The sequence below is a fragment of the Pseudoblastomonas marina genome, from assembly GCF_034374265.1.
Lineage (GTDB): Bacteria > Pseudomonadota > Alphaproteobacteria > Sphingomonadales > Sphingomonadaceae > Alteriqipengyuania_A > Alteriqipengyuania_A marina.
Genome location: NZ_CP139718.1, coordinates 1,592,330 through 1,609,604, shown reverse-complemented (window position 1 = coordinate 1,609,604; position 17,275 = coordinate 1,592,330). Strand labels below are relative to the sequence as shown.

General features: G+C 67.5%; 15 protein-coding genes. All 15 read left to right on the top strand.

The features are described 5' to 3' along the window. The first annotated feature begins 177 nt into the window (after positions 1-177). The 15 genes from T8S45_RS08005 to ftsA all read left to right on the top strand — a co-directional run bounded on the left by T8S45_RS08005 (position 178) and on the right by ftsA (position 17,198). Positions 178-693 (top strand): division/cell wall cluster transcriptional repressor MraZ, encoded by a 516-nt coding sequence (locus T8S45_RS08005; RefSeq protein WP_322293357.1) that lies wholly within the window; start codon positions 178-180, stop codon positions 691-693. After that, positions 690-1,670 carry a 16S rRNA (cytosine(1402)-N(4))-methyltransferase RsmH gene (rsmH, locus tag T8S45_RS08000; protein WP_188642381.1) on the top strand — a complete coding sequence of 327 codons (981 nt, stop codon included), beginning with the start codon at positions 690-692 and terminating at the stop codon, positions 1,668-1,670. The genes T8S45_RS08005 and rsmH overlap by 4 nt, the downstream gene beginning before the upstream one ends. 17 nt (positions 1,671-1,687) lie before the next feature. Further along, positions 1,688-2,227 carry a hypothetical protein gene (locus T8S45_RS07995; protein ID WP_322293356.1) on the top strand — a complete coding sequence of 180 codons (540 nt, stop codon included), beginning with the start codon at positions 1,688-1,690 and terminating at the stop codon, positions 2,225-2,227. Further along, a complete protein-coding gene (locus T8S45_RS07990; RefSeq protein ID WP_322293355.1) occupies positions 2,224-3,945 on the top strand; it encodes a peptidoglycan D,D-transpeptidase FtsI family protein in 1,722 nt (573 codons plus the stop codon). The genes T8S45_RS07995 and T8S45_RS07990 overlap by 4 nt, the downstream gene beginning before the upstream one ends. A gap of 3 nt (positions 3,946-3,948) precedes the next feature. Further along, positions 3,949-5,406, top strand: a complete 1,458-nt coding sequence (locus T8S45_RS07985) for a UDP-N-acetylmuramoyl-L-alanyl-D-glutamate--2,6-diaminopimelate ligase (RefSeq protein ID WP_322293354.1) — start codon at positions 3,949-3,951, stop codon at positions 5,404-5,406. Then, positions 5,403-6,869 carry a UDP-N-acetylmuramoyl-tripeptide--D-alanyl-D-alanine ligase gene (locus T8S45_RS07980; RefSeq protein WP_322293353.1) on the top strand — a complete coding sequence of 489 codons (1,467 nt, stop codon included), beginning with the start codon at positions 5,403-5,405 and terminating at the stop codon, positions 6,867-6,869. The genes T8S45_RS07985 and T8S45_RS07980 overlap by 4 nt, the downstream gene beginning before the upstream one ends. Before the next feature lie 3 nt (positions 6,870-6,872). Then, positions 6,873-7,943 (top strand): phospho-N-acetylmuramoyl-pentapeptide-transferase, encoded by a 1,071-nt coding sequence (mraY, locus tag T8S45_RS07975; protein WP_188642376.1) that lies wholly within the window; start codon positions 6,873-6,875, stop codon positions 7,941-7,943. Then, positions 7,940-9,274 carry a UDP-N-acetylmuramoyl-L-alanine--D-glutamate ligase gene (murD, locus tag T8S45_RS07970; protein ID WP_322293352.1) on the top strand — a complete coding sequence of 445 codons (1,335 nt, stop codon included), beginning with the start codon at positions 7,940-7,942 and terminating at the stop codon, positions 9,272-9,274. The genes mraY and murD overlap by 4 nt, the downstream gene beginning before the upstream one ends. 5 nt (positions 9,275-9,279) lie before the next feature. After that, positions 9,280-10,476, top strand: a complete 1,197-nt coding sequence (locus T8S45_RS07965) for an FtsW/RodA/SpoVE family cell cycle protein (protein WP_322295206.1) — start codon at positions 9,280-9,282, stop codon at positions 10,474-10,476. Beyond that, the gene (gene murG / locus T8S45_RS07960; protein ID WP_322293351.1) at positions 10,473-11,648 is read left to right on the top strand and encodes an undecaprenyldiphospho-muramoylpentapeptide beta-N-acetylglucosaminyltransferase; all 1,176 of its coding nucleotides are present in this window, start codon (positions 10,473-10,475) and stop codon (positions 11,646-11,648) included. The genes T8S45_RS07965 and murG overlap by 4 nt, the downstream gene beginning before the upstream one ends. After that, positions 11,645-13,102 (top strand): UDP-N-acetylmuramate--L-alanine ligase, encoded by a 1,458-nt coding sequence (gene murC / locus T8S45_RS07955; protein ID WP_407654887.1) that lies wholly within the window; start codon positions 11,645-11,647, stop codon positions 13,100-13,102. Before murG ends, murC begins: the two co-directional genes overlap by 4 nt. A gap of 68 nt (positions 13,103-13,170) precedes the next feature. Beyond that, positions 13,171-14,067, top strand: a complete 897-nt coding sequence (gene murB, locus T8S45_RS07950; RefSeq protein ID WP_322295204.1) for a UDP-N-acetylmuramate dehydrogenase — start codon at positions 13,171-13,173, stop codon at positions 14,065-14,067. Further along, entirely contained in the window at positions 14,064-15,038 is a 975-nt protein-coding gene (locus T8S45_RS07945; RefSeq protein WP_322293350.1) for a D-alanine--D-alanine ligase, read from the top strand. Before murB ends, T8S45_RS07945 begins: the two co-directional genes overlap by 4 nt. Next, the gene (locus tag T8S45_RS07940) at positions 15,031-15,933 is read left to right on the top strand and encodes a cell division protein FtsQ/DivIB (protein WP_322293349.1); all 903 of its coding nucleotides are present in this window, start codon (positions 15,031-15,033) and stop codon (positions 15,931-15,933) included. Before T8S45_RS07945 ends, T8S45_RS07940 begins: the two co-directional genes overlap by 8 nt. Then, complete coding sequence (ftsA, locus tag T8S45_RS07935; protein WP_322293348.1) at positions 15,933-17,198, top strand: cell division protein FtsA; 1,266 nt, start codon at positions 15,933-15,935, stop codon at positions 17,196-17,198. Before T8S45_RS07940 ends, ftsA begins: the two co-directional genes overlap by 1 nt. Positions 17,199-17,275 lie beyond the last annotated feature (77 nt).

Sequence of the window (17,275 nt, the reverse complement as noted above, 5' to 3'; positions counted from 1 at the left end):
CCGCGATTTCCCGTAAAATTCCCTTTTTTCCCGCCTTTGTCCGGGGTACACAGTCGTTCCATCGGATGAGCTGATGATTCCGCGTGTTCCGTCCTTCGGCGGGGCCGCCCCGAAGCCGCGCGCTTTCGGGAACGATGATGCTCGTCCGGTCGGGGAATTCGAACCGGGGAATGCGACGTGTCGCTTGGTGGAGGAAAATACAGCGGTCAGGGCTTTTCGCTTCGCGGCGAAAAGGGTCGCTATGTCCTGCCCCCGATTTTCCGCAAGGCAGTAAAGGACAGCTCGGAAGGGCGCATCCTGTGCCTCGCCAAGCACGAGCGCTGGAACTGCCTCGTTGGCTTCGGCCTCTCGCGCCGGCTCGAACTCGAAGCCCAGCTCGACCGCGAGGAGCGGATCGCGATCGATCGCGATCGCGATTTCGACCGCGACCTGCGCGCGATGCAATTGTTCGGTTTCGCCGAAATCCCGTTCGACGACAGTGGTCGGTTCGTGATGCCCGAGCACCTCGCCGGGCTCGGCAAGCTCGACGAGGACATCTATTTCCAGGGCGCCGGCAGCTTCTTCACGCTGTGGAACCCCGAACAGCTCTACGACCAGGGCGAAGGCTGGGAAGGCGCGCAGGCGGCCTGCCGCGCGCTCGCCGCCGAGGCTGCCGCCAAGGCGAAGGCCAAGGGCAAGGGGGGCGCGAAATGAACCTCGCCAACGGACCGCATATTCCCGTCCTGCTCGACGAGGTCGTCGCGGCTCTCAATCCCGTGCCCGGATCGGTCATCATCGATGCGACGTTCGGGGCGGGCGGTTACACGCGCGCGCTGCTCGATCGCGGCGCGACCGTGCACGCCTTCGATCGCGACCCTGATGCGATTGCCAAGGGCCGCGAATGGGCCGAGCACAAGGCCGATCCGCAGCGCCTCGTGCTCCATCCGCGCCGCTTCTCCGAAATGACCGCGGCAATGGCCGAGGTCGGCGTGGCGCAGGTCGATGGGATCGCGATGGATCTCGGCGTCTCCTCGATGCAACTCGACCAGGCCGAGCGCGGTTTCGCCTTCAGCTCGGACGGGCCGCTCGACATGCGGATGAGCAAGTCGGGCACCAGCGCCGCCGATTTCCTCAACGAAGCGGGCGAAAGCACGATTGCCGACGTGCTCTACCAATATGGCGAGGAGCGCCAGTCGCGCCGCGTGGCGCGCGCGATCGTCGCCGCGCGCCCGTTGCACACAACCGCCGATCTTGCCGCCGTGGTGCGCCGCGCGCTCGGTTACCGGCCCAATTCTCAGAAAAAAGGGGGCGCGCCCAAGGATCCCGCGACGCGCAGCTTCCAGGCGATCCGCATCCACGTGAACGGCGAACTCGACGAATTGCAGACCGCGCTCGGCGCCTCCGAACAATTGCTGCGCGGCGGCGGGCGGCTGGCGGTGGTCAGCTTCCACAGTCTCGAGGACCGGATGGTCAAGCGCTTCCTGCGCGCCGCCTCGGGCGGCCAGGCAGCCACCTCGCGTCACATGCCCGAGCGGCTCGACGATTTCCTCCCGACGTTCGAAAAGCCCGACAAGCCGGTCAAGCCGCTGCAGGGCGAGCTCGACCTCAACCCGCGCTCGCGCTCCGCGATCCTGCGCGCCGCGACTCGCACCGAAGCGCCGGCCAGAACGCAGGTTGGGGTCCCGGCATGATGGTCAACCGCTCCCACGTGAAGACCGCCGGTTGGGCCGCGGTCCTGCTCGGCTGCGCCAGCGCGGTGGCGATGCTGATGTTCAAGGTCAATGCGGTGCGTAGCGAAGTGCGCAACGCCGAAGAGCGCATCGTCGAGTTGCAGCGCGACAACCTCTATCTCGAAACCGAGTTCGAGACCCGCGCCAGCCAGCAGCAGCTCGCGGCGTTGAACCGGATGGAATTCGGCTATGTCGCGCCGGGGCCGGGTCAGTTCCTGCCCAATGAGCGCGCGCTCACCGCCTTCGCCGAACCGCGCGCCGCGGGTGCGCCGCAGATGATCCGCGTGGCGCGTGGCGACATCGCCGATGTCGAACTCGCCTCCTTCTCGGGCGAAGTCGCCGAGGCGGTTGCCGACGACGAGCCCGAGGCGAAGCCGCGCGAAGAGAAGCCCACGGCCCAGCCGAGCTTCCAGCGCGCAGTGGTCGAGAAGGCCGAGGACGCTGCGAAGGAAAAGGCGCAGCCCAGCTTCGCCGCGCTGTTCGCAGACTACCGGCTCGACAAGGAAGCCTCCGAATGAGTGTGGCGCTGGGCGGGGTCGCGCAGGCATCGCCGGCGTTTCGCCTGCACCAGGAACGCCGCCGGGTGCTTTACCTCGCCAAGATTCGCGGCTTGTGGATCGCGCTGGTCTTCTTCGCCCTCGCGGTGGTCGCTCTGGCGCGCATTGCATGGCTCGGCGCGGTCGAGCCGGGCGCACAGCCGCTGTCGATGGCGCAGCGCCTCCTGCCGGAACGCGGCGAGATCGTCGACCGCAACGGCGTACCGCTCGCGCGCGCCTTCCATGCCCGCGCGCTGTGGTACAACCCGCAGGCGATCGGCGATGGCGGCGCGCCGCTGGTCAAGTCGCCCGAGGCGGTCGCCAAGGCGCTCGCCGCGATCTTCCCCGAAGCCGACGAGGGCCGGCTGCTGCGCAAGCTCAAGTCGGGCAAGCCGACCTATCTCGCGCGGCGCATCCTGCCGCGGCAAATGGCGAAAGTGCACGCGCTGGGCGAACCCGCGCTCGAATACCCGCCCGAGAAGGAACGCTTCTATCCGCAGGGCTCGCTCGCGGCGCACGTGATCGGCTTCGTCGACGCCGACGGAGAGGGCAAGGTCGGGATGGAAGAGGCGCTGCAGGACCGACTGCTCGATCCGGCCGGGCGCGGCGAGCCCGTCGCATTGTCGATCGATGCGCGGGTGCAGGGCGCGCTCGAAGACGAGCTGATGGCGGGTATCGAAATGCACGAGGCGATCGGTGCGGCTGGCGTGATCCTCGACGTCGAGACCGGCGAGGTCCTGGCGCTCGCGTCCTTGCCCTCATTCAACCCCAACCGGATCGATTCCGACGGCGCGCAGAATATCTTCAACCGCGTGACCAACCAGGTGTACGAGCTCGGCTCGACCTTCAAGCCGCTATCGGTTGCGGCGGCGATCGAGGCGGGCACGGTCAAAAGCCTGGCGCGGCGCTATCCGGCCCGCGAGCCGCTCAAGGTCGGTCCGCACCGCATCCGCGACAGCCACGTGATCGGCGACAGCCTCAACGTGCCCGAAACGCTGATCCATTCCTCGAACATCGTCACCGCGCAGATCGCCGACGAGCTCGGCGTCGAGCGGCTCCAGAAGACGATGGTCGATCTCGGCATGTCGGTGCGTCCGGAAATCGAACTGCCGGCTCGCGGCCATCCGCTGTTCGAGACCAAGAAATGGTCGCGCATCCGCAACATGACCGTTTCCTACGGTCACGGAATCGCGGTTACCCCGCTGCACCTCGCCAGCGCGTATGCCGCGATGGTCAATGGCGGGATCTACCGCCCCGCCACGCTGATGAAACGCGCGCCCGGCGAATATGTCGAGGGTCGCCGCGTGTTCAGCCCCGCGACCTCGGCCAAGATGCGCCAGATGCTGCGGATGATCGTGGTCTACGGCACCGGGCGCAAGGCCGACGCCGACGGATTCCGGGTCGGCGGCAAGACCGGTTCGGCCGAAAAGCCGGGCAGCGGTGGATATCGCCGCACGAGCCTCGTATCGACCTTTGCAGCGGCGTTCCCGATGGATAGACCGCGCTACGTGATTATTGCGATGTTCGACGAGCCCACGGGCAATGCCTCCACCTACGGCCAGCGCACCGCCGGCTGGAATGCCGCGCCCGCGGTCGGCCGGATCGTCCCGCGGATCGGCCCGATGCTGGGCATCGAACCCGATGCGACCCGCGATATCGACCTGTCCGACCTGAAACCCCTCGTCGTCACGGAGGGCTAGGCCATGCGTATCAGCCGTCTGTGCGAACGCGCCGGAATCGAATTTCCGGATGGTGCGGACGATGCCGAGGTCAATGCCTTCGCGATCGACCATCGCAAGGTCGCGCCGGGCACCGTGTTCGGCGCGTTCCAGGGCTACACGGTCAATGGCGAGGACTTCATCCCTCAGGCGATCGAGAGCGGCGCGATCGGGGTGATCGCGCGGCCCGAGGCCAAGGTCGAAGGCGCGCTTCACTTCGCCGACGACAAGCCGCGTCGCCTGTTCGCCCGGCTTGCCGGGGCGTTCTTCCGGCCGTTCCCCGAGACGATCGTCGCGGTAACCGGGACCAACGGCAAGACCTCGACCGCCGAGATGACGCGCCAATTGTGGCGCATGGCGGGCGAACGTGCGGCCTCGATCGGCACGCTGGGCGTCACGACTCCCGACGAAAGCGTTTCGACCGGGCTGACCACCCCCGACATCGTGACCTTCCTGTCGAACCTGCGCGGACTCGCGCGCGAGGGAACGACCCACGTTGCCTACGAGGCCTCGAGCCATGGCCTGTCGCAATATCGCAACGAGGGCGTGCCGGTGAAGGCGGCGGCGTTCACCAATTTCAGTCGCGATCACCTCGATTACCACGCCACTATGGAAGACTATTTCGAGGCCAAGATGCGGCTCGTCGAAAAGGTCCTCGATCCCGACGGTACGGCGGTGATCTGGGCCGACGATCCCAAGTCGGCCGAGGTGATCGCGCGCGCGAAGGCGCGCGGTGTGAAGGTCATGACCGTCGGCGAGCAGGGCGAGGACATCGTGCTCGTGTCGCAGGCACCGACCGAGCTCGGGCAGGAAATCGTCGTCCGGCACGACGGGACCGAACGCAAGATCGCGCTGCCGTTGATCGGCGCCTACCAGGCCGCGAACGCGCTGACCGCAGCGGGGCTCGCGCTCGCCACCGGCGGAAAGCCGACGCAGGTGTTCGACGGGGTGGCAAGGTTGCAACCGGTCGCCGGGCGGCTCCAGCGTGCGGTGATCAGCCGCTCGGGCGCGCCCGCCTATGTCGATTATGCCCACACGCCCGACGCGCTAGAAGCCGCGATCGCGGCGTTGCGACCGCACTGCAAGGGGCGTTTGACGGTCGTGTTCGGCGCCGGCGGCGATCGCGACCAGGGTAAGCGCGGTCCGATGGGTGAAGTCGCGGCGAAGGCCGCCGACCAGGTCATCGTGACCGACGACAATCCGCGCGGCGAGGACCCGGCGAGCATCCGGGCCGCGATCATGGAGGGCGCTCCGCAGGCGCGCGAGATCGGCGACCGGCGCGATGCGATCTGCACCGCGATCCGCGAGGCAACGCGCGGCGATATCGTGCTGATCGCGGGCAAGGGACACGAACAGGGCCAGGTGGTCGGCGCGGGCAAGGACGCCCGCGTCCTCGCATTCGACGATGTCGACGTGGCGCGCGAATGTGCGGCGGAGGGATGATGACGCACCCGGCGATCCTCGACTGGCCCGAACAGCCGTCCGACGACCTCCCGCTCGCGCTGTGGGATGCCGACGCGATTGCCTCGGCCACCGGCGGCACCGTGCATGGCAGCTTCCAGGTGTCCGGCGTCGAGATCGACAGCCGCGACGTGGGTGAGGGCGACCTGTTCGTCGCGCTCAAGGGCGCGGCAATGGATGGCCATCGATTCGTCGCGGGCGCGTTCGAACGCGGCGCGGCGGGCGTGCTCGTCTCGCAACCGGTCGACGGACCTCACGTGCTGGTCGACGATACGCAGGCCGCGCTCGAGGCGCTTGGTGCCGCGGCGCGTGCGCGAGCGGACATGCAGGTCGTCGGCGTCACCGGTTCGGTCGGCAAGACCTCGACCAAGGAGGCGTTGTTCGCCGCGCTCGACCGCGCCAGCCGCGGGGCGGCACATGCTTCGGTCAAGAGCTACAACAACCACACCGGCGTCCCGCTCTCGCTCGCGCGCACGCCCGCGCGAAGCCATTACGGCGTCTACGAAATGGGTATGAACCATGCGGGAGAGATCGCCGCGCTGACTACGCAGGTGCGGCCGCATGTCGCGCTGGTCACCGCGATCGCCCCCGCGCATATCGAGAACCTGGGCAGCGAGGAAAACATCGCGCGCGCCAAGGCGGAAATCTTCGAAGGGCTCGAACCGGGCGGGATCGCGATTGTCCCCGCCGACAGTCCGCATGCCGAATTGCTCGCCGGGGCGGCGCAAGCGGTCGGAGCCAGCGTGACCACCTTCGGTCTCGAGAGCGCCGCTGACATCAAGCTCCTCGAAAGCGTGACGACGCGCGACGGCGGGTCGCTCCTGACGGTCCAGGTGCGCGACCGACGGCTGTGCTTCACGATCGGCAATCCGGGGCGACACTGGGTCTCCAACGCGCTGGCGGTGATCGCGGCCTGCGATGCGCTGGGCGCCGATCTCGGTGCGGCGGGTCTTGCGCTCGCCGAACTGCAGGGACTGCCGGGGCGCGGCGAGCGGCACGTCCTCCCGGTCGAAGGCGGCGAAGCGCTGCTGATCGACGAAAGCTACAACGCAAATCCGACCTCGATGCGCTCCGCGCTCGCGCTGCTCGGTGCGGTCGACGCAGACCGCCGGATCGCGGTGCTCGGCGCAATGGGCGAGTTGGGCGATCATTCGGACCGCTTCCACGCAGAGTTACTCGAGCCGATCCTCTCCGCACAGGTAGACCAGGCGATCCTGGTCGGGCCGGCGATGCGGCCGTTGGCCGAACGGCTGGGGACAGGCGAGGTCTCCGACCTTGGCAAAATGCCCCGCTTCACCCATTGCGACGATGCTTCCGCGGCGCAGGCGGCGCTCGACGAAATCGGTCTCGCCAATCGCGACGCGGTGCTGGTGAAAGGCTCGAATTCGGTCGGCCTGGCCGCGCTGGTCGCCGACCTGGTCGATGCGCCGGCCGATGGGGACTGACAGATGCTTTTCTTACTCGCCGAGTGGTTCGATTTTCCCGGCGCTGCCAATCTTATCCGTTACCAGACGTTCCGCGCCGGCGCGACGCTGTTCACCGCGCTGATCATCGGCCTGATCATCGGGCCGAAATTCATCGCCATGTTGCGCGTGCGGCAGGGCAAGGGCCAGCCGATCCGCGACGACGGGCCGCAGAGCCACCTCGCCAAGAAGGGCACGCCGACGATGGGCGGGCTGATGATCCTGATCAGCCTGACCGTGTCGATGCTGCTATGGATGGATCTCGCCAACCCGTTCGTGTGGGCCTGCCTCGCGGTCACGCTGGGCTTCGGCCTGATCGGCTTCATGGACGATTTCGACAAGGTGACGAAGAGCCATCATGCAGGGGTTTCCGGCAAGGTGCGACTCCTGCTGGAATTCATCATTGCCGGTATCGCGGTGTGGCTGATCGTGAGCAAGATCGACACCAATCTCTACATCCCGTTCCTGCCGAGTACCTATGTCCCGCTCGGGCCACTTTATTACGTCTTCGCCGCGGTGGTGATCGTGGGGGCGGGCAATGCCGTGAACCTCACCGACGGGCTCGATGGCCTCGCCACCATGCCGGTCATCATCGCTGCGGGTGCCTTCGCGGTAATCGCCTATCTCGCCGGCCGCGTCGACTATGCCGAATATCTCGGCATCCCGTATGTCGAGGGCGCGGGCGAGCTCGCGATTCTGTGCGCGGGGATCATGGGGGCGGGACTCGCCTTCCTGTGGTTCAATGCCCCACCCGCCGCGGTCTTCATGGGCGATACCGGTAGCCTCGCTTTGGGCGGCGCGCTCGGCGCAATCGCGGTCGCGAGCCATCACGAGATCGTGCTCGGCATCGTCGGCGGGCTGTTCGTGCTCGAGGCCGTGTCGGTGATCGTGCAGGTCTTCTGGTTCAAGCGCACCGGCAAGCGCGTGTTCCGCATGGCGCCGATCCACCACCATTACGAGCAGATGGGCTGGAGCGAGAGCACGGTCGTGATCCGCTTCTGGATCGTCGCCATCGTCCTCGCACTGATCGGCCTGTCCACGCTGAAACTCCGGTGAAGGCGGATCGCGCCTTCGCAGGCAAGCGCTACGCCGTGCTCGGGCTTGCGCGCTCGGGTCGCGCGACCGTGCAAATGCTGGTCGACAGCGGGGCCGAGGTGACCGCCTGGGACAGCCGCGAGGAACCGCGCCAGCAGGTGCCCGACGGGGTCACGCTCGCCGATCCGCTCATGATCGACCTCAAGGGGTTCGACGGCGTGGTCGTCTCGCCCGGCGTGCCGCTCAATCGCCATCCGATCGTCGCCGCGGCCCAACGCGCGAACGTGCCGCTGATCGGCGATATCGAGCTGTTTGCGCAGATGCGCGACGAGCTTCCGCCGCACCGCGTCGTCGGGATTACCGGGACCAACGGCAAATCGACCACCACCGCGCTGGTCCACCACCTGTTCGAACAGGCGGGCGTACCGAGCCTGATGGGGGGCAATATCGGCAAGCCGATCCTCGGCGAGGATGCGCTGCCCGCGCACGGGGTCTACGTGCTCGAATTGTCGAGCTACCAGATCGATATCACGCAGACGCTGTCGTGCGATGTCGCGGCCTTGCTCAACATCACGCCCGACCATCTCGATCGTTATGCCGATTTTGCCGATTATGCAGGCGCCAAGGCACGACTGTTCGCGATGCAGGACGCCGATCGCCACGCCGTGTTCGGAATGGGCGATGCGCAGACATGTGCGGTGGCCCTACGCGAGCGGGCGCGCCGCGGCGAGGCGCTGGTGCACGAGGTCGAGGGAGCCGGGCTGGCGCATTTGCAGCATGACTGGCCCTCGCTGCAGGGACCGCACAACCTCCAGAACGTCGCGGTGGCGGTGGCGATCTGCGAGATCGTCGGCCTGACACCCGAACAGTGGCTTCCGGCGCTCAAGACATTTCCCGGCCTGCCGCATCGGATGGAACGGGTCGCCGAGCATCGCGGCGTGACTTTCGTCAATGACAGCAAGGCGACCAATCCGGCCAGTGCCGCACCCGCGCTCGCCGCCTTTCCGCCCGATCCTGGGCCGCGAATCCACTGGATCTGCGGCGGCCTGCCTAAGGGCGACCGGCTCGATGAATGCGAACAGTATTTCGGCTACGTGAAGGCGGCGTACACGATCGGCGATGCCGGCCCTCGTTTCGCGGAGCTGCTCGCGTCCCATACCGAAGTGACGCGTTCCGAAATGCTCGGCGACGCGGTGCGTGCGGCGATGGCGGCGGCGGATGAGGGCGATGTGGTGCTGCTCGCGCCTGCCTGCGCAAGCTTCGACCAGTTCCGCGACTACGAAGCGCGCGGCGATGCCTTCCGCCAGATCGTGACGGCGCTGATCGAAGACCATTCGGAGGCCGCCTTGTGACCGAGATGTCGTCGCTCAGCCCCCAGCGCGGAAAGCTGCCGGTCGCCCGCCCTCGTTCGCGGATCGAGGAACTCGCCGTCTGGTGGCGAGAGCTCGACAAATTCCTGCTCGGATTGATCGTCGCGCTCGCCGGGATCGGGATCGCGGCGGTGGCGGTGGCATCGCCCGCGACCGCGGCGGACCTGTCCACTGCGAGCGAACGGCTCGATCCGCTGCACTTTCTCTATCTCCACCTGCGCTGGCTGACGGTCGGCTTCGCGGCGATGATCTTCGTTTCGATGCAATCCAAGCGCGACGTGCGGCGCGGTGCGCTGCTCGCGGCGGCGGGCTTTACCGGCCTGCTGCTGCTGGTCCCGATCGCCGGATACGAAGTGAACGGGGCGCAGCGCTGGATCCGGCTCGGCATGGGCGTCCAGCCGGCCGAGTTCCTCAAGCCCGCCTTCGCGGTCGCGCTCGCCTGGGTGCTGAGCTGGCGCCTGAAAGATCCCGGCATTCCTGTGGTCGGATTGGCGGTCGCCTATTTCGGGCTGATCGCGGCGCTGCTGATGATGCAGCCCGATTTCGGCTCGACCGTGCTTTTCGGCGGCGTACTCGGCGTGTTGATTCTCGTTTCGGGCGTTCCGTTCCAGCGCTTCGCGATGTTCGGCGGCGCAGCCTTGGGTGCGCTGGCGCTCGTTCTCCTGCTTTACGAGAACGGGCGGAACCGCATCCTCGCCTTTTTCTCCGGCGGGACCGAGTTCGACCAGGTCGATCTTGCCGCGCGCACGCTCCGGGCGGGCGGCTGGCTCGGCACCGGGCCGTTCATGGGCGAACGCAAGATGGCGCTGCCCGAAGCGCATACCGACTATATCTTCTCGGTGATCGGCGAGGAATTCGGGCTGGTGACCTGCGGCATCGTCATCCTGGTCTATCTCGCGCTCGTGATCCGGATCCTCTCGCGCGTGGCCGACGAGGAGGACCTTTTCGCCGTGCTTGCATCGACCGGGCTGGTCGCGCTGGTCGGGGGTCAGGCCTTCATCAACATCCTCGTCAACCTCCAGCTGTTCCCTTCCAAGGGGATGACGCTGCCGCTGATTTCCTATGGCGGCTCCTCGACCATCGCGCTTTTCCTGGCGCTCGGAATGTTGCTCGCACTCACGCGGCGAAATCCCTATCTGAGCCGCGAAGGGCCGCTATGGGCCGATCGGGGAGACGACGCTTGACCACCGCCAACCGCCATTTCGTTCTCGCCGCCGGGGGGACCGGGGGACATTTGATTCCCGCCTTCGCGCTCGCGGACGAATTGCATGCGCGCGGCCATCACGTCGCGCTGGTCACCGACGAACGCGGCGACGCGATCCCGGGCAAGCCCGATTATCTCGAAACGCATGTCGTCCCCGCCGGGCGCTTTTCGAAGAACCCGATCCAGCTCATCAAGGGGATTCGCGCAGTTCTGGCAGGGCGCAAGATGGCGCTGAGGCTGTTCGAAAGCTTCGAACCCACCGCGGTGGTCGGGTTCGGAGGCTATCCCTCGCTCCCGACCCTGATGGCTGCGCGCAAGGCGAAGGTCCCGGCGGTGCTGCACGAACAGAACGCCGTGCTCGGCCGCGTCAATCGCCTGCTCGCGGGCGGGGTCGATGCGATCGCGACCAGCTACCAGGAGACCCGGCGGCTCGACGACAAGCATCGCTACAAGGTCGAACTGACCGGCAACCCGGTGCGCAAGGAAGTGCTCGCGCTGCGCGACGAACCGTTTCCCCCGGTGTCCGAAGACAGCCTGCTGCGGGTGCTGGTGACCGGCGGCAGCCAGGGTGCGCGAATCCTGTCCGAGGTCGTGCCCGATGGTCTGGCCATGCTTCCCAATGCGCTCCGCAGCCGGTTGCAGGTGGTCCAGCAATGTCGCCCCGAAGATATCGAGGCGGTGCGCGAACGCTATGCCAGCCACGAGATCCCGGCGGAGCTCGGCACGTTCTTCGAGGACATGCACGAACGGCTGGCGCGCGCGCACCTGTTTATCGGGCGTGCGGGCGCCTCGACCATCGCCGAACTCACCACGGTGGGGCGACCGGCGATCCTCGTCCCGCTGCCGATCGCGACCGACGACCACCAGGCCGTCAATGCACGCGAAATGGTCAAGGCTGGCGGCGCGCGCGCGATCCGGCAGGAAAATTTCGTTGCCAAGGAGCTGGCCAAGCAGATCAAGGCGCTGGCCGAACGCCCCGATGCGCTGGCCAACGCCGCCCATGCCGCGTGGAATTGCGGCCATCCCAAGGCCGCACAGAAGCTTGCCGACCTCGTCGAGGGGTTCGGCGGTGCGCCGTTGATGGACGTGATCCGCATGGGAGACAGCACCGAAAGAGAGGTTTCGGGCGAAATGCAGGGAGCCGGGGCATGAGCGGCGCGGGCAATTTGCCGATGGGCGGCATGCGCGATATCGGCAAGATCCATTTCGTCGGGATCGGCGGGATCGGCATGTCGGGCATCGCCGAGGTCATGCACAATCTCGGCTACAGCGTGCAGGGCTCGGACATCGCCGAGAGCGCGCGTGTGGTCTCTTTGCGCGATGCGGGAATCCCCGTCGCGATCGGCCATTCGCCCGACAATCTCGGCGATGCGGCGGTGGTGGTGACCTCGACCGCGGTGAAGCGCACCAATCCCGAAGTCGCCGCCGCGCTGGAGAAGCGTATCCCCGTGGTCCGCCGCGCCGAAATGCTCGCCGAGCTGATGCGCCTGAAGCGCACGGTCGCCGTCGCGGGCACCCACGGCAAGACCACGACCACCAGCATGATCGCCGCGCTGCTCGATGCGGGCGGGGTCGACCCGACCGTGATTAATGGCGGCATCATCAACCAGTACGGCTCGAACGCCCGGCTCGGCGATAGCGACTGGATGGTGGTCGAAGCTGACGAGAGCGACGGCAGCTTCCTGCGGCTCGACGGGACGATCGCGGTCGTCACCAATATCGATCCCGAGCACCTCGATCACTACGGCGGCTTCGATGAGGTCAAGAAGGCGTTCGTCGAGTTCATTGAGAATGTCCCGTTCTACGGAGCGGCGATGCTGTGCGTCGACCATCCCGAGGTCCAGAACATCATCCCGATGGTGCGCGATCGCCGCGTGGTGACCTACGGCTTTTCCGCGCAGGCCGATGTGCGCGGCCAGAACATCCGCCCGACCGCGACCGGCAATCGCTTCGACGTGGTGATCCGAGACCGCGATGGCAGCGAGCGCACGATCAGCGATATCGACCTGCCCATGTCGGGGCGGCACAATGTCCAGAACGCGATCGCCGCGGTAGCCGTGGCCGCCGAGATGGGCTGTGCGGACGAATATATCTGCAACGGCTTCGACCAGTTCGGCGGGGTCAAGCGACGCTTTACCAAGGTCGGCGAGGTGGCCTGCGAGGGCGGCAGTGCGACGGTGATCGACGATTACGGCCATCACCCGGTCGAGATCCGGGCCGTCCTTTCCGCCGCCCGCGAGAACGTCGCTGCGGCGGGCGAGGGCGGGCGCGTGATCGCGGTGTGCCAGCCCCACCGCTACACCCGCCTGCGCGACCTGATGGGAGATTTCCAGGGCGCCTTCAACGATGCCGACATGGTGTTCGTGACCCCAGTCTACGAGGCGGGCGAGGACCCGATCGAGGGCGTCGACGCCGCCGCGCTGGTCGCAGGCTTGCGCGATCGCGGTGCGCGGGCGGCCGAGGAAGTCGCCGACGAAGAGGCGCTCGCGACCCGACTGGCCGAGGAAGTGCGCGCGGGCGACCTCGTGGTCTGCCTCGGCGCCGGAGACATCACCAGGATCGCTGCCGGGCTGGCGGACGCGATCGAGGAGCGAAAAGACAAGTGATCGATCAGCCCGACGACTGGAAAGGCGAATGCTCGAACGACGCGCCCGATTGCACGAGCGACGAGGCGATGGTCGCGCGCGTGCCCGAAAGCGCGGCACGCGGCTCGCTGACCAAATGTGCGCCGCTTGCCAAGCTGGTCTGGTTCAAGAGCGGCGGCACGGCCGACTGGCTGTTCGAACCCGCTGACCTCGATGACCTCCGCACCTTCCTCTCGCGGCTCGACCCAGCCGTGCCGGTGATGCCGCTCGGGCTTGGCTCGAACCTGATCGTGCGCGACGGCGGGGTCCCCGGCGTGGTGATCCGCCTCGGCAAGCCGTTTTCGGGTTGCGAGATCGAGGACGGCAACGTGGTCAGGGCGGGCGGCGGTACGCCCGGTATCCTCGCCGCATCCTCGGCCCGCGATGCGGGGATTGCGGGGCTCGAATTCATGCGCGGCATCCCCGGCACGGTTGGCGGTTTCGTGCGAATGAACGGCGGCGCCTATGGCCGCGAAGTGGCCGACGTGCTGGTCGATTGCACCGTGGTGATGCGCAATGGCGACAGCATGGTCCTGCCGGCCGAGGCGCTGCGCTATTCCTATCGCCATTCCGAACTGCCCGACGGCGCGGTGGTCGTTTCTGCCCGCTTCAGGGGCGAACCGGGCGATCCCGAGGATATCGGCGCGGAAATGGACCGGATCGCCGAAGCGCGCGAGCAATCGCAGCCGCTGCGGACCAAGACCGGCGGTTCGACCTTCAAGAACCCCGAAGGCGGGAAGGCGTGGCAATATGTCGACGCCGCCGGTTGCCGGGGCCTGACCATGGGCGGAGCGCAGGTGAGCGAAAAACACACCAATTTCCTGATCAATACCGGCGATGCGACCAGTGCCGATATCGAGGGGCTGGGCGAGGAAGTCCGCCGCCGCGTGCGCGCGGACAGCGGCGTCGACCTCGAATGGGAAATCCAGCGCGTGGGGCGGCCATGACTGATCTGCCCCGTCTCCACGTCGCCGTCCTGATGGGCGGCTGGGCGAACGAGCGCCCGGTGTCGCTGATGAGCGGGGAGGGCGTCGCCAAGGCGCTCGAAGCCAATGGGCACACGGTCACGCGGATCGACATGGATCGGCAGGTCGCGGCGCGCATAGCCGAGGCCGCACCCGATGTCGTCTTCAACGCGCTTCACGGCGTGCCGGGCGAGGATGGCAGCGTGCAGGGCATGCTCGACCTGATGGGCATCCCCTATACCCACGCGGGTCTCGCCGCCTCGGTCATCGCGATCGACAAGCAGCTGACCAAGCAGGCGCTGGTACCGCACGGCATTCCGATGCCCGGCGGGCGCATCGTCAAGAGCGCCGAGGTGCACGAGCGCGATCCGCTGCCGCGCCCCTACGTCCTCAAGCCGGTGAACGAGGGCAGCTCGGTCGGCGTGGCGATCGTCACCGACGAAAGCAATTACGGCAATCCGATCGCGCGTGATGCGAAGGGTCCGTGGCAGGATTTCCGCGAACTGCTCGCCGAGCCGTTCATTCGCGGGCGCGAACTCACCGTCGCGGTGCTCGACGATGGCACGGAAGCGCGCGCGCTCACCGTGACCGAGTTGAAGCCCAAGGCGGGCTTCTACGATTTCGATGCCAAGTACACCGACGGGCTGACCGAGCACGTCTGCCCCGCCGAAATCCCCGAGCGGATCGCCGAACTTTGCAAGGCGCACGCGCTTTCCGCGCATCGCCTGCTGGCCTGTCGCGGCACCAGCCGCACCGATTTCCGTTGGGACGACGAGCAGGGCGAAGACGGTCTGTTCGTGCTCGAAACCAACACCCAGCCGGGCATGACGCCTTTGAGCCTCGTGCCCGAACAGGCGCGGCATTGCGGCATCTCCTACGAGGAACTGGTCGAGGCGATCCTCGCCGAAGCCTGGAGCCGCCAGTCGGCGGGGGCGGAGCGGGCCGATGGCTAGGGTCAAGCGCAAGGCCACACCCGCGCGCACCACCGCGCGGCGCAAGAACACGCGCGCCAAGGCGAGCGCGGCGCGCAGGAAATCGGCCTCGGTGCTCGATACCGCACTGGGCGCGATCCCGCTCAGCCAGAAACAATGGCAGGGCGTGTTCGCGGCGCTGATCATCGCCGGCGGGCTGGCGCTGGCCTGGACCGTCGCGGTCGCGGCGGGTGTTCCGACCATGGCGCGCCATCAGGTCGCGGTCATCGCCCACGACGCCGGGTTCGAAGTGATCCGGGTCGACGTGCGCGGAACCGACAACCTCAACGAGCGGCGCGTCTACGACCGGGTGCTCGATCTCGAGCAGCGCGCGTTGCCGCTGGTCGATCTCGACATGCTGCGCGAAGACCTGCTGACCCTCCCCTGGGTCGAGGATGCGCGCGTGTCGCGCCAGCTGCCCGATACGCTGGTGGTCGATATCGTCGAACGCGAACCGGTCGCGGTCCTGCGCAAGGCCGACCGGTTGGTGCTGGTCGACAGCGAAGGACGTGAACTCGACGTCGTGAGCCGCAAGGAGGCGGAGGATTACCTGATCCTCGCCGGGGCGGGCTCGGCCGAGCGGATCCAGTCGCTCGAACGCCTGCTGCAATCGGCGCCTGCGCTGCGCCCGCAGATCGCCGAGGCCGAATGGATCGGCAATCGTCGCTGGAACGTCCATTTCAAGACCGGGCAGGTGCTCGCGCTGCCCGAGGGCGAGCGATCCGCCTCGACCGCGCTGATCGAATTCGCCCAGCTTGACGGGCGCAATCGCCTGTTGGGGGGCAAGGCGACCAGTTTCGACATGCGCAACCCGCCACGCATCTACCTGCGCGAACCCGGCCGCGCCGAGCGCGCGCTCGAGGAGAAAGAGGAATAATGGCCGCGCCCAAACCGGGCCGCGTGATCGGCGCGGTCAATCTCGGCAGTTTCCGCGTTTCGGCGCTCGTCGCGCAGGTCGGCGAAGGCGGCGAGGTGACCGTGCTCGGCGCGCATCACCGCAAGGCCGACGGGTTTCGCCGCGGCTACGTGGTCGACATGAACGCCGCGAGCGCCGCCGTGCGCCACGTGATCGACCGCGCCGAACAGATCGCCGAGCGCAGCGTGCGCGAGGTCTGGGTTGGGTGTTCGGGTGCCGGCCTGCGCAGCGAGATCGTGCCCGCCGAGTGCGAGATCGGCGGACGCCGGGTCGAGGGCGAGGACGTCGAGACGCTGCTGCTGCTCGCGCGCGAGCGGATCGGGCGCGATCGCGGTCAGCTGCTCCACGCCCAGCCGGCGCTCTACACGATGGACGACGCGCAGGGCGTGCTCGACCCGGTCGGCATGCATGCCGAGCAGCTCGGCGTCCACGTCCACGCCGTGCTCGCCGATCCGGCGCCGATCCGCAACATGCGCGAAGTCGTCCAGAATGCGCACTACGACGTCGCCGGGATCGTCGCTTCGCCGATCGCCGCGGCGCAGGCCTGTCTTACCGAGGAGGAGCTCGACCTCGGCTGCGCGCTGGTCGAATTCGGCGGAGAAGTGACCACCATCGCGCTGTTTTCGCGCGGAAAGCCGGTCGGCCTGCAGACCATCACCTGGGGCTCGGCCGACATGACCGAGGCGATCGCCTCGAGCTTCGGCATCCGCCGCGGGCAGGCCGAACGGTTGAAATGCGTCCACGGTTCGGCGCTCGCCTCGCTCGCCGACCACAAGGAAATGCTGCCGATCGTCGGGCTCGAGGCCGAAGGCGACGCGGGCGAGGAGGCCGGCACCATCGCCCGCGCCGATCTCGTTGCCGTCGTCGGGCAGGAATTGGCGCGTTTCACCGCCGATGTCGGGGCCGCGCTGAAGCGCATGGGCGGCAATGCCGGGACGGGTCGGCAGATCGTGCTCACCGGCGGCGGTTCGGAACTGGCGGGGATCGCCGATTACATGCAGGGCGCGCTGGGACGCCCGGTGCGACTGGGCAAGCCGGGCTTCGTGCGCGGCATGGCGGAGGCGCATTCGGGGCCCGGATTCGCGACGCTCGCGGGCCTCGCGCTCCATGCCGCGAACCCGCCGATGGACCTTCGGGCCTTGCGCGGAGGCGGCGAAAGCAGCGGGGGCAGCGGCCCGCTGGGCATGGCGAAACGCATCTGGCGCATCATGAAGGACGGATTCTAGGCGATTCCCCTGCTTGAGACAGTGGATTAGTCGCCGATATGTTTTGGAACAGCACATGGCATTGTGCCATTGCTATG

Excerpts from the sequence above, each read along its gene's own strand:
- murC (WP_407654887.1), top strand. The coding sequence starts at position 11,645 with ATGAGCGGCGCGGGCAATTTGCCGATGGGCGGCATGCGCGATATCGGC.
- mraY (WP_188642376.1), top strand. The coding sequence starts at position 6,873 with ATGCTTTTCTTACTCGCCGAGTGGTTCGATTTTCCCGGCGCTGCCAAT.
- T8S45_RS07985 (WP_322293354.1), top strand. The coding sequence starts at position 3,949 with ATGCGTATCAGCCGTCTGTGCGAACGCGCCGGAATCGAATTTCCGGAT.
- murB (WP_322295204.1), top strand. The coding sequence starts at position 13,171 with ATGGTCGCGCGCGTGCCCGAAAGCGCGGCACGCGGCTCGCTGACCAAA.
- T8S45_RS07940 (WP_322293349.1), top strand. The coding sequence starts at position 15,031 with ATGGCTAGGGTCAAGCGCAAGGCCACACCCGCGCGCACCACCGCGCGG.
- T8S45_RS07980 (WP_322293353.1), top strand. The coding sequence starts at position 5,403 with ATGATGACGCACCCGGCGATCCTCGACTGGCCCGAACAGCCGTCCGAC.
- T8S45_RS07945 (WP_322293350.1), top strand. The coding sequence starts at position 14,064 with ATGACTGATCTGCCCCGTCTCCACGTCGCCGTCCTGATGGGCGGCTGG.
- T8S45_RS07965 (WP_322295206.1), top strand. The coding sequence starts at position 9,280 with ATGTCGTCGCTCAGCCCCCAGCGCGGAAAGCTGCCGGTCGCCCGCCCT.
- T8S45_RS07990 (WP_322293355.1), top strand. The coding sequence starts at position 2,224 with ATGAGTGTGGCGCTGGGCGGGGTCGCGCAGGCATCGCCGGCGTTTCGC.
- ftsA (WP_322293348.1), top strand. The coding sequence starts at position 15,933 with ATGGCCGCGCCCAAACCGGGCCGCGTGATCGGCGCGGTCAATCTCGGC.
- rsmH (WP_188642381.1), top strand. The coding sequence starts at position 690 with ATGAACCTCGCCAACGGACCGCATATTCCCGTCCTGCTCGACGAGGTC.